The 12574-nt window shown below is 36.8% G+C and carries 9 protein-coding genes; 5 read left to right on the top strand and 4 right to left on the bottom strand.

Features of this window, described 5'->3' with window-relative positions; all coding sequences use genetic code 11:
* A complete protein-coding gene (locus tag CXF59_RS11660; protein WP_101137938.1) occupies positions 1–693 on the top strand; it encodes a response regulator in 693 nt (230 codons plus the stop codon).
* A 61-nt stretch (positions 694–754) separates the two neighbouring features.
* Here CXF59_RS11660 and thiL read toward each other — a convergent pair whose 3' ends face one another.
* A complete protein-coding gene (gene thiL / locus CXF59_RS11655) occupies positions 755–1801 on the bottom strand; it encodes a thiamine-phosphate kinase (RefSeq protein ID WP_101137937.1) in 1047 nt (348 codons plus the stop codon).
* A gap of 175 nt (positions 1802–1976) precedes the next feature.
* Here thiL and CXF59_RS11650 point away from each other — a divergent pair, with 175 nt between their 5' ends.
* Positions 1977–2909 (top strand): 1-phosphofructokinase family hexose kinase, encoded by a 933-nt coding sequence (locus CXF59_RS11650; RefSeq protein WP_101137936.1) that lies wholly within the window; start codon positions 1977–1979, stop codon positions 2907–2909.
* A gap of 111 nt (positions 2910–3020) precedes the next feature.
* Here CXF59_RS11650 and lepA read toward each other — a convergent pair whose 3' ends face one another.
* Positions 3021–4817, bottom strand: a complete 1797-nt coding sequence (gene lepA / locus CXF59_RS11645; protein WP_101137935.1) for a translation elongation factor 4 — start codon at positions 4815–4817, stop codon at positions 3021–3023.
* 273 nt (positions 4818–5090) lie between these two features.
* Between lepA and dusB the strand changes: the two genes are divergently transcribed.
* Positions 5091–6083: a tRNA dihydrouridine synthase DusB gene (gene dusB, locus CXF59_RS11640; protein ID WP_101137934.1), complete on the top strand. Its 993-nt coding sequence runs from the start codon at positions 5091–5093 to the stop codon at positions 6081–6083.
* Positions 6084–6188: 105 nt separating this feature from the next.
* Here dusB and CXF59_RS11635 read toward each other — a convergent pair whose 3' ends face one another.
* Positions 6189–7388 (bottom strand): FtsX-like permease family protein, encoded by a 1200-nt coding sequence (locus CXF59_RS11635; RefSeq protein ID WP_101137933.1) that lies wholly within the window; start codon positions 7386–7388, stop codon positions 6189–6191.
* Between the two features lies 1 nt (position 7389).
* Positions 7390–7782, bottom strand: a complete 393-nt coding sequence (gene rbfA, locus CXF59_RS11630) for a 30S ribosome-binding factor RbfA (RefSeq protein WP_101137932.1) — start codon at positions 7780–7782, stop codon at positions 7390–7392.
* Positions 7783–8057: 275 nt separating this feature from the next.
* On the opposite strand from rbfA, the gene CXF59_RS11625 reads away from it, so the two are divergent.
* Both CXF59_RS11625 and kbl read left to right on the top strand, forming a co-directional pair.
* Positions 8058–11219 (top strand): exodeoxyribonuclease V subunit beta, encoded by a 3162-nt coding sequence (locus tag CXF59_RS11625; protein ID WP_101138535.1) that lies wholly within the window; start codon positions 8058–8060, stop codon positions 11217–11219.
* Positions 11220–11269: 50 nt separating this feature from the next.
* Positions 11270–12463, top strand: a complete 1194-nt coding sequence (gene kbl / locus CXF59_RS11620) for a glycine C-acetyltransferase (RefSeq protein ID WP_101137931.1) — start codon at positions 11270–11272, stop codon at positions 12461–12463.
* Positions 12464–12574: the final 111 nt, after the last annotated feature.

Genomic DNA, 12574 nt, shown 5'->3' with positions numbered 1-12574 from the left:
ATGACATTTGAATCTGCTGCCTCAACAACGATAAAAAACAATATACTAATTGTGGATGATCACCCTTTTATTATACAAGGGTATAAGAACGCAATTACAAGGTACAACCCAAAGAATCATGAGTTTTCTATAATGGAAGCCAAAGATTGTGAATCAGCATATAATTTAATTACAGATCCTGAATCTGTAGTTTTTGATATCGCTTTTTTAGACATAAGTATGCCGCCCTATGAGGATAAGGGTATTTATTCCGGTGAAGACTTGGCGAAATTGCTTTTAGAATTCATGCCGAATTGCAAAATCATTTTGCTGACGATGTTTACGGAGTTTCTAAAGATAAAAACCATCATAAAAAATATAAATCCCAATGGATTGGTTATAAAAAATGATTTGACATTTGACGAATTATTATTCGCCTTCGATAAGGTGATAAATAATGAAACGTATTACAGTCAATCGGTTATTAAAATGTTAGAATCACAAGAGCATAGTATTGAAATTGACTTGTTTGATAAGCAAATTTTATTTCATTTATCAAAAGGGACTACAAGCAAAGACATAACACAATACATTCCCATATCGTTAAATGCAATCGAAGTACGAAAGTTAAATCTTAAGGATTTGTTGAAAGTAATTGACGGAACTGATATCGACTTGGTTCGTGAAGCAAGAAATATAGGATTGTTATTTTAACGGTCCACTAAGGATAAAAAAAACGGCATTTATAAATTTATAAATGCCGTTTTTTTATTTTTTATTCAGTCACAGCATCCCAACCACGTGCTTTTAGCGGAATTTTAGTGTCTGCGCGAGTGATCAGATGTAGTCCTTCACTTTCTTGGGTCATATGGCCTATGATGGAGAAATTAGGGTTTCCTTTAATTTTTTCAAAATCCTCCATGGCAATAGTAAAAAGTAATTCATAATCTTCACCACCGTTTATAGCCACCGTTGTAGAATCGATGTCAAATTCCTCACATACATTAATCAACTGCGGGTCAAGTGGTAATTTATCTTCATACAAATTACAGCCTACTTTTGACTGCTTGCATAAATGCATGATTTCAGATGATAACCCATCAGAAATGTCAATCATTGATGTTGGTTTAATTTCCAAGGCATGCAATAAGGTACGAACGTCTTTTCGAGCTTCAGGTTTCAGTTGACGCTCTATTAAATAAGTATAGGCGTCTAAATCAGGTTGTGAATTTGGGTTTACCTGAAATACCTGCTTCTCCCGCTCTAATACTTGCAGTCCCATATAAGCCGCACCAATGTCGCCGGTAAGCACTAATAAGTCAGTTTGTTTAGCGCCATTTCTGTAAACAATCTCCTCTTCATCTGCTTCACCAATCGCAGTTATGCTGATGATTAATCCTTTTTGTGACGAAGTAGTGTCTCCACCGATAACATCTACTTTATATTCATTTGCAGCATGTGTAATTCCAGCAAATAATTCGTCTAATGCTTCCAGTGGAAAACGATTAGAAACTGCAACGGAAACTGTAATTTGTGTAGCTTTTGCATTCATCGCACAAATATCAGAAATATTGGTAGTGACCGCTTTATAACCTAGATGTTTCAAAGGCATATAGGCCAAGTCAAAATGGACGCCTTCAACCAATATATCTGTAGAAATAACGACTTTTTTGTCCTTAAAGTCCAGCACTGCAGCGTCATCACCAATTCCTTTTAAAGTCGAAGCTTGAGTGATTTCAAAGTTTTTTGTTAAGTGATCAATCAATGCAAATTCTCCTAATTGAGCAATACTGGTACGTTGTGGGGTTTTATCTTCAATCATATTTTTTAAGTTTGTTTTTCTGTACGGGGTTTTAAAGCGGGCGGTACAGAGTTGCAAAGGTACAAAGGTTTTGTCTAATACGAAGTGGATTAATCACCCGAAAGAAACTAGTTAAATAGCATTTTATGAGGTTTAAATATTTTTTTGCATCTTTAGGGTAGCAAAATCAAATAAAATGAAATCATTCGACATCGTAACTCTGACAGTGAGCCCTGCTTTAGATAAAAGTGCTCATTTTTCGGGATTAGTTCCTGAACAAAAAATTCGTTGCCAAACGCCTTTGTTTGATGCAGGAGGGGGAGGAATCAATGTGTCTAAGGCAATATCCAGACTGGAAGGAACCTCGCTGGCTGTAATGACTTCGGGGGGATCGACAGGAGAGATGCTAAAAAAGCTTTTAAAAGAGGAATCAGTGCCTTTTGAAGCTATCGAGACTCAAAGTTGGACACGGGAAAATTTCGTCGCAGTTGATGATAACACCAATTCTCAGTTTCGGTTTGTTTTTCCAGCACCGCCGCTTACAATTACGGAAAAAGATAAAATTATTTCAACTATTCAAGAATTAGACTTTAATTATTTGGTTTTAAGCGGTGGTTTGAGTGAGGGGTTGTCGGTAGATTTTTATCAAGAAATAGCCGAAATGGCTAAAACATCAAATTCAAAACTGATTATAGATACCAGTGGTGACCCATTAAGAAAAGTATTAGAAACAGGGGTTTACATGATTAAACCTAACGTGGGTGAATTGGCAAAATTAATTGGTGTGGAATACTTGGAGGTGGAGGAAGTTAATGAAGCGGCAAAAGAAATAATTAGGAAGGGCGGTGCCGAAGTTGTGGTTGTTTCCCTTGGGCCTCAAGGTGCGGTATTAGTTACAAAAGATTCCTATGACTATGTTCCGGCACCCAATGTTGCTAAAAAAAGCACCGTTGGAGCTGGAGACAGTATGGTGGGCGGAATGGTCTGGGCATTGTCTCAGAATAAAAGTCTTAAAGAGGTTATTCGCTGGGGAGTGGCTTGCGGATCAGCAGCAACGATGAATGAAGGCACTCAGCTATTTAAATTAGAAGAGGCCAAAAGATTATTTGAATGGTTGAAGGATAAATAAAATCCTTTAGCGCCGCCGGGGAATAAAATGGAAAAGCATAAAAAAACCTGACAATTTTTACATCGTCAGGTTTCTCAATATTATATTTCTCCCGTCGGGGGCAAGGGGGGGTTAGTCGTTCAACTTCAAAACAGCCATAAAAGCTTCTTGAGGGATCTCTACATTTCCAACTTGTCGCATACGTTTCTTTCCTTTTTTCTGTTTTTCCAATAATTTGCGTTTACGGGAAATATCACCACCATAACATTTTGCGGTAACGTCTTTACGTAACGCTTTAATGGTTTCACGGGAAATCACTTTCACACCAATCGCTGCCTGAATAGGAATATCAAATTGTTGACGCGGGATTAATTCTTTTAGTTTCTCACACATTTTTTTACCTATGTGGTAGGCGTTATCTACGTGAATCAGCAGTGATAAAGCATCTACGACAGTAGCATTCAATAATATATCTACTTTCACTAAGTTTGATGTTCGCATTCCAATAGGAGCATAATCAAAAGAAGCATATCCTTTAGAAACGGTTTTTAAACGGTCATAAAAATCAAATACAATCTCAGCGAGTGGCATATCAAAAGTCAATTCAACACGATCCGTAGTTAAATAGGTTTGATTCGTAATCAAGCCTCTTTTTTCGATACATAATGACATTACGTTCCCTACAAAATCAGATTTCGTAATAATGGTTGCTTTTATGAAAGGTTCTTCTACGTGATCCAATTTAGAAGGCTCCGGTAAATCAGTTGGATTGTTTACTACTAATGCAGTTTCAGGATTTTTTTTGGTGTAAGCAAAATACGAAACGTTGGGGACTGTAGTAATTACAGTCATGTTGAACTCACGTTCTAAACGTTCCTGGATAATTTCCATGTGTAACATCCCTAAGAATCCACAACGGAAACCAAATCCTAAAGCGGCGGAACTTTCAGGTAAAAAGACAAGTGAAGCATCGTTCAATTGCAGTTTTTCCATAGAGTTTCTAAGGTCTTCATAATCTTCGGTGTCAACAGGGTATATCCCTGCAAATACCATTGGTTTAACATCTTCAAAACCTTTAACCATCTTGGTCGTTGGTGTTTTTGCGTCTGTCACTGTATCTCCAACTTTTACTTCTTTTGCCTCTTTAATTCCTGAAATTAAATAACCAACATCACCAGTGGAAATAACTTTTTTCGGAACTTGGTTCAGTTTTAATGTTCCAATTTCGTCTGCGAAATATTCATTTCCAGTAGCCATGAATTTAATCTTCTGACCCTTTTTAATTTCTCCATTTATAACACGGAAAATAACTTCAATTCCACGAAATGGATTGTAATGAGAGTCAAAAATCAAAGCTTGTAACGGCTCATCAACATTTCCTTTTGGAGGTGGAATTCTTTCGATAATAGCAGCCAAGATGTTTTCTACTCCTAAACCGGTTTTTCCAGAGGCGTGAATGATTTCTTCGAGTCTACAGCCCAATAAATCAACAATATCATCACTTACTTCTTCGGGATTGGCACTTGGTAAATCTACTTTATTCAGAATAGGAATAATTTCCAAGTCATTTTCTAAAGCTAAGTATAGATTTGAAATGGTTTGAGCTTGTATGCTTTGCGCTGCATCTACAATCAGAAGCGCCCCTTCACAGGCCGCAATAGATCGGGAAACTTCATAAGAAAAATCTACGTGTCCGGGAGTATCAATCAGATTCAAGATGTATTCTTCGCCTTTGTACGTATACTCCATCTGGATCGCATGACTTTTTATCGTGATACCACGTTCGCGTTCCAAGTCCATGCTGTCAAGCAATTGTGCTTTCTCTTCACGTGCCGTAACGGTTTGGGTAGCGGCAAGTAAACGGTCGGCAAGTGTGCTTTTACCGTGATCAATATGTGCAATAATGCAAAAATTTCGTATGTGTTTCATATCCTGTTTGTGTCAATTTTATTAAGGGCTTGTTCTCCGCGGCGAACGGGCTTTTTATCGTAATCTTAATTACTGTAATCTCACAACTACAAGTGTTTTGCCGCAACCCCTGACGCAATCTGCTAAAGTGCGACCATTAATCTGCAAAGATAGTTTAAATTCAACAGTTTCAAAGTCCCAAATCGCAAACTAATGAGTTAAGTAATAAGTCTTTCATCGGTGCTATTTCATGCTTTGATCAAAAAAGCGTAATTTTGCACAAAATTTAAGCAGATGATTAAGATTGGCAACATAGAATTACCGGATTTCCCTTTACTTCTCGCTCCTATGGAGGACGTGAGCGACCCACCTTTTCGTAGGTTGTGTAAGATGCACGGAGCCGATATGATGTACTCAGAATTTATTTCTTCCGAAGGGCTAATTCGTGACGCCATCAAAAGCCGCATGAAATTAGATATCTTCGATTATGAAAGACCCGTGGGTATTCAGATTTTTGGAGGAGACGAAGAGGCAATGGCTATGTCTTCTAAAATTGTTTCTACTGTAAATCCGGATATTATAGATATTAACTTTGGTTGTCCGGTAAAAAAAGTGGTTTGTAAAGGCGCTGGTGCGGGAGTATTAAAAGACATTGATTTAATGATTCGCCTAACGCAAGCCGTGATCGATAGTACCCATTTACCGGTGACGGTAAAAACCCGTTTAGGATGGGATGATAATTCTATTAATATCGATGAGGTAGCGGAGCGTCTTCAAGACATTGGAGTTGCTGCATTGAGTATTCATGCTCGAACACGTGCCCAAATGTACAAAGGACATTCAGATTGGTCACATATTGCTCGTGTAAAAAACAACCCAAGAATTACGATGCCTATTTTTGGTAATGGAGATATTAACAGTCCTGAAAAGGCACTACAATATAAAAACGAATACGGTATCGATGGCATTATGATTGGTCGTGCTGCAATTGGTTATCCTTGGATTTTTAATGAAATCAAACATTATTTTAATACTGGAGAACATTTGGCTAAACCCACTGTTGTCGATAGAGTCGAAGCAGTACGCAATCACCTTACTTGGGCAATGGAATGGAAGGGAGAGCGCCTCGGGATTGTAGAAACGAGACCGCATTATACAAATTATTTTAAAGGAATTCATTCGTTTAAGCCGTACAAACAAAAATTGGTAACCTTAGATCATCCTGAGGAATTATTCGCTGCGTTGAATGAGATTGAAGAGTCGTATGCAGGATACGAGTTTGTATAACTAGCTATTTTAAATATGAATTCCACGAATTTGCATTAAATTAATTCGTCGAATTCGTATTTTTTTTAAATCTTAAAAACTTCGCTATCGCTCGGGTTAAAAATCCTAATCTAGCAACTTCTTACTTACTCGACTACTTGCAATTAGTGAAGCGATAAAACCCAAGGTTACAATCGTCCCCATAACAATCAATACGTTTTCAAGTGTAAAAACCACTGGGTACGCCAGTGTTGGGGTAATCATCACGAGCTGAAAATGTTGTTGTAACAATACAATTGCAATTCCTAAAAGGAGTCCAATAACTCCACCAAAAACACTTAGTAGCGTTCCTTGAAGTAAAAATATTTTACGTAAATCCTTGATTTCTGTTCCCAGATTAAAAAGTGTTTTTAAATTTCCTTTTTTGTCGAGAATCATCATAATTAGTGCGCCAATAAGGTTGAAAAGTGCCACCACGATAACCAAAGTAAAAATTAAATACACAGCGATATTCTCTGTATTCAGCATTTTATACAAGGCTTCGTTGAGTTGGGCCCTATTTTTTATCGTGATTTTATTGTTGAAAATGGTTTGTAGTTTTTCGATGATTGCCGCTTCATCTGCATCCTTTTTTTCTTTAATCTCAATTCCCGAAATTTGATTTGTTTTGTATTCTAATAATTCCTGCGCCAGTCCCAAATCCGCAAAAACGTATTTAGAATCAAGATCTTCACTGATGGCATAAATGCCCACGGGAAAAACATCGGTTTTATTAAAAGCTTGCGCGGGGTTTGTAATGGCCCCTCTTCCGGGCTTAGGAACTAAGACTTCCAGTTGTTTGTTGAAGTCCAGTAATCCCATCGAGAATTTCTGTGCAATTCCATAACCTACGACAACCTGGTAAGTATCAGGCTCAAACCATTGTCCATTGTACAACGTTTTTTTAATATCGTTTACTTTACTGAAGGTGGGATCAACCCCCTTTAAATATGTTACGACTTGCTTGTCTTCAAAAACAAATAAAACGCGTTCTTCTATAATTTTGCTATAGGAAGCTATGCCGTCTATTTTATTTATTTGTTCTTCTTGTGATGGAGAAACGAGAAATGATTTTCCTAAAATACTGCTTATTTTTAGATCTGGGTCAATGTCGTTAGTGAACGAAAGACTAAACACTTTCAATCCGCTAAAAACAGATAATACCACAAACAAAGCCATGGCGCCAACTATGATTCCCATACTCGCAATGCGATTGATGATGTTTATAGCATTGTTTTTACTGTTACTCAGAATGTAACGTTTGGCGATGTAAAGGGGGAAAGTCAAATTATATCAGCTTGCGTTTCTCTAAAAGATCTCTGTTTTCGATAGGGTTATCTTTATTGGCTAAAGCAGTATCAATTTTTTCTATGTAGTCTAATGAGTCATCAATAAAGAAAACCAAATTAGGTACTTTTCTTAATTGCAAACGTACTCTTTGTGATAAATCATGTTTTATTGTTTTAGAATTCGACTTAACTGCCTCTAAAATCTCTTTTGCTTTATCCTGAGGAAAAACACTTAAATGAACCGTTGCCACAGATAAATCTGAAGTTACAACAACTTTGGATACCGAAATAATTAAATTACTTACTCCGTTTTTTCTCACCTCACCTTGTAGGATATCCACTAAATCTTTTTGGATTACCCCGCCTATTTTTTTCTGTCTATTTGTTTCCATAGTGCAAAAATAGTACTTTTAAGCAATAAACGAGCAGTTTTTAAAAGCAACCTAGCAATAGTTCTGTTTTTAGGAGCTTTTTCCTGCTATACGTTGCAATTTTTTTCTAAATCTGGAAGATTTAGAAAAAGGATTTTCACTTCTATCAGGGCTAGTTCTAGTAGTCATCGTCACAGAGTATAATAATCCTGCCGTATAAAAATACAAATAAAAAAATTTAAGCTAATTTGGAACATAAAGTAAATCCAGTTTCGACTCCGTCTCCTTCGGGAAGGTTGGTCAGACCATCATTCGCCATATATGATGCATCCGCAGGTTCCGGTAAAACGTATGCACTTGTAAAAGAATATCTGAAGATCATTTTAGTAGCCCCTAAAAATGATGCGTATCGTAACATTCTCGCCATTACGTTCACCAATAAAGCGGTACACGAGATGAAAAGCCGTATTGTGGGAAGTTTGTCTGAATTTGCTAAAGACGAACCTACTCAAAAAGCGCAGGATTTGATGAAGGATTTGGCGATGGATACAGCGCTTTCGATTATTCAAATTAAAAGCAAATCACAACAAATCATTAAGCATATTATTCATAACTATGCTGCTTTTGATATTTCTACTATCGATAAATTTACGCACAAAGTCATCCGTGCTTTTGCGCATGATTTAAAGTTGCCCATGACTTTTGAGGTGACCTTGGACACGGAGAATTTGTTGATCGAGGCGGTTGATGCAATCATCGCACAAGCTGGGGAAGACGAAACTCTGACCAAATTACTCATCGATTTCACAATGGAGAAAACGGATGATGATAAATCCTGGGATATTTCGCGCGAGATTCTGGACACGGGGCGTTTAGTTCTTAATGAAAACCACCGAAATGAAATTACTCATTTTCACGATAAAACCATAGCCGATTTTGTCGAAATTAAAAAGAAGCTGATTGAGTCTTGCAAAGTTTTGGAAAAAGACAATGCCGAATTTGCTCAAGCTGCCTTAACTCTCATAGAAAATAACGGAATAGACTTGAAATCGTTTTCCAGAGGAACGTTTCCAAATCACTTAATTAGTATTCGAGAAGGAAAATACAACCCTAAAAACAAAACTTTTCATTTGTTTGATGACATTGCAATTAACAAAACGGCCAAAGACCGTGCATTAATAGAAAATATAATTCCGGAGTTGATTGAGATTTTGGGAACAGTTTATAAAAATTTCGAAAAAAGAGATTTTTATAAAGCCTTTCTTAGAAACATAACGCCGTTGTCTTTACTAAATACAGTGAGCAATGAATTGGCGAAGATTCAGGAAGAGCAAAATGTGCTTTCCATTTCAGAATTTAATGCGATTATTCATCGCGAAATCCAAAATCAACCTGCGCCATTTATTTACGAAAGATTAGGGGAGCGTTACCGCCATTTTTTTATTGACGAATTTCAGGATACCTCAGAGATGCAATGGCAAAACCTAATTCCATTAATTGATAATGCGCTTGCTGGTCAGGATGATTATGGAGAGAAAGGAACTTTGATGATTGTGGGCGATCCCAAACAATCCATTTACCGCTGGCGTGGTGGAAAGGCAGAGCAGTTTATCGAACTCAGCAAAGACAACAACCCCTTCGCTAATCCTGACAAGAAGTTAGAGCATTTAGATAAAAACTACCGTTCTTATTCGCAGGTGATTGATTTTAATAATGAATTTTTCAAGTTGTTGTCATCAGAGTTTGAACAGCCTGATTACAAAGATTTATATGAAAATCACAGCCATCAGAAAACCAATGATAAAACTGGTGGCTACGTTAATATTTCCTTTATCCCAAAAGTGGAAACGACTGAAGTGGACGACGAAGGCTTAGACAAAACGGAGTTGTTTGTTTTAGCCACTTTGAATACGATTCAAAAAGTAGTTCAAGAAGGATTTGAATACAAGGACATTGTGATTTTGACTCGTAAAAGAAGTCAGGGAATTGCAATTGCTAATTATTTGACAGAACAGAATATTCCGCTGTTGTCTTCAGAAACATTGATGATTCAGAACGCAACCGAAGTCAGACTGATTATTCACCTTTTAAAATACCTGAAAAACAATGCCGATTTAGAGGCGAAAGCACATTTTCTGCATTATGTAGCCGAAAATATTCAGGATCAGTTGCCGGTTCATGATTTCATCGCGAAGGGAATGGAGCAAAAACTAGAAGTCGATTTTGAGAAATGGCTAATGAGTTATGATATTTCACTATCCTTTCAAAACATTCGAAAAAAATCATTGTATGAAGCGGTGGAAGTCGTAATCACGAAATTTCTATCGCCAAATCTCGCCAAAGGCGGCGGAGCGTATGTTCAATATTTCCTTGATATCGTGCTCGAACGCGATGTCAGAAACCAAGCAGGAATATCAGACTTCTTAAATTTTTGGGATAAAAATGCCGAGAAGTTCAGTATCCCATCACCTGAAGGAAATAATGCGGTTCGTATTATGACGATACACAAATCCAAAGGATTGGAATTTCCGGTGGTAATTATGCCTTTCGCTGAAGAAGATTATAGTCGAAAGCCTAAAGATAAATTATGGCTTGACGGTGAAGAAATGGATTTTGGTCTGCCAAAGGTGCTTGTGGACAACAGTAGTGCGGTAGAAGGCTTCGGTGTTGAAGCAAAATCCGTCTATGATCAAAAGAAGCAAGAAGAATTATTGGATAATGTTAATGTGCTGTATGTAGCATTAACTCGTGCGGAGGAGCAGCTGTATGTTATTTCAAATATGAATTTGTCCAGTAAAGGGGAAGTTCCTAAAAACAATATGTGTACTTTTTTTATTAATTATTTGATGAGTAAAGCGGTTTTTGACGAGAATAAATTGGATTATGAATTTGGAAGTGCTACGAAATTATCGAACAAGGCAATGCATATTGATACTTCAAAAGCAATCCGGGTAGTTGCTGAAGTTTTGAATCCAAAAAACATAAAAATAGCACAGCGGGAGGCATTGATGTGGGGAACACATCAGCAAGAGTCTATCGAATACGGGAATGTAGTGCACGAAATACTATCTTTTGTAAAAACTAAAAAAGACATTGATCTTGCTGTTACTAAATCCATTGAAAGCGGATTGATTACTTTCAATCAAAAGAAAGTGGTGCGCCAGACGATTCAGGATATTGTGAATCATACAGCGTTGGATTCTTATTTTTCTGAACAACATCTGGTATTGAATGAGCAAACCATAATTCAAAAGGAAGGAAAAACAATAAAGCCAGACAGAATGGTCGTGACTAAAGACAAAGAAGTTTTTTTATTGGATTATAAAACGGGAGCTCACGATACGAAATATCAAAAACAATTAGAGAATTACCAATCGGCAATTGAATTAATGGGGTATAAAGTCGTAAAAAAAGCGTTGATTTATATCGGAAAAGAAATCCATGTAGTAAATTTGTAGCGTTAAAATGAATTATTCGCAAAAAAAGTAAATTTATAAAAAGATAAAAAATGTACGGAAAAATTAAAGAGTATTTACAGAACGAATTGCAAACGATAGAGGATAATGGGATTTTTAAAAAAGAAAGAATCATTACTTCTCCACAGGGGGCAGAGATTACAATTTCAACAGGAGAAACTGTTTTGAATTTTTGTTCCAATAATTACTTGGGATTATCATCACATCCAGAGGTCGTTCAAGCGGCAAAAGATGCCTTAGATACCCATGGATTTGGAATGTCATCTGTCCGTTTTATTTGTGGAACACAAGATATTCACAAGACCTTAGAGAAAAAGATTTCTGATTTTTATGGTACTGAAGACACTATTTTATATGCAGCAGCTTTTGATGCAAACGGAGGTTTTTTTGAGCCTGTATTTGGCGAAGGGGATGCTATAATTTCAGATAGTTTAAATCATGCTTCCATCATTGACGGAGTTCGTTTGTGTAAAGCGGCACGTTACCGTTATGCAAATTGTGACATGGAAGATTTAGAGCAACAATTGATCAAAGCAAGCGAAGCGGGCAGTCGTTTTAAAATAATCGTTACTGATGGTGTTTTTTCTATGGATGGTGTTGTTGCGCCTTTAGATAAAATTTGTGATTTAGCGGATAAATATGATGCTATGGTAATGATAGATGAATGTCATGCTACTGGTTTCATTGGAGCGACAGGAAAAGGTACGCTTGAGGCTAAAGGAGTAATGGGTAGAGTAGATATCATCACAGGGACTCTTGGGAAAGCTTTGGGAGGAGCTATGGGTGGATATACCACTGCTAAAAAAGAAGTTATTGAATTACTACGCCAACGTTCTAGGCCTTATTTGTTTTCTAATTCTTTAGCGCCCGCAATTGTTGGAGCGTCAATTAAAGTTTTTGAATTATTGGAAAAAGACACGAGCTTAAGAGACAAATTAGAATGGAATACCAATTATTTCAAAGCAGGAATGAAAAAAGCCGGATTTGATATTGTTGAAGGTGATTCTGCGATTGTACCGGTTATGCTCTATGATGCCAAATTATCTCAAACTATGGCAGATGAATTGTTGAAGAAGGGGATTTATGTCATTGGATTCTTTTTTCCAGTGGTGCCTAAGGATAAAGCAAGGATTAGAGTCCAACTGTCTGCTGCACATACAAAACAACATTTAGACACAGCAATAAATGCATTTGTTGAGGTAGGTAGGGCTTTAAATGTTGTATAATTATAATCTAAAGTTATATAATTGCCATTTTTTCGTGTTTTAATGGGGTTTTTTTAACATATCCTTTTGTAGTTTAACATTTAGGTGTTACTTTTGTTTGTAATTAACTAA

It is taken from the genome of Flavobacterium sp. ALD4, assembly GCF_002836475.1.
Taxonomy (GTDB): Bacteria; Bacteroidota; Bacteroidia; order Flavobacteriales; family Flavobacteriaceae; genus Flavobacterium.
The sequence above is the reverse complement of the archived record's forward strand: the minus strand, read 5'-3'. Positions and strand labels throughout refer to the sequence as shown.

Coding starts and splice junctions, on each gene's coding strand:
- CXF59_RS11660 (WP_101137938.1), top strand. CDS start 1: ATGACATTTGAATCTGCTGCCTCAACAACGATAAAAAACAATATACTA.
- thiL (WP_101137937.1), bottom strand. CDS start 1,801: ATGATTGAAGATAAAACCCCACAACGTACCAGTATTGCTCAATTAGGA.
- CXF59_RS11650 (WP_101137936.1), top strand. CDS start 1,977: ATGAAATCATTCGACATCGTAACTCTGACAGTGAGCCCTGCTTTAGAT.
- lepA (WP_101137935.1), bottom strand. CDS start 4,817: ATGAAACACATACGAAATTTTTGCATTATTGCACATATTGATCACGGT.
- dusB (WP_101137934.1), top strand. CDS start 5,091: ATGATTAAGATTGGCAACATAGAATTACCGGATTTCCCTTTACTTCTC.
- rbfA (WP_101137932.1), bottom strand. CDS start 7,782: ATGGAAACAAATAGACAGAAAAAAATAGGCGGGGTAATCCAAAAAGAT.
- kbl (WP_101137931.1), top strand. CDS start 11,270: ATGTACGGAAAAATTAAAGAGTATTTACAGAACGAATTGCAAACGATA.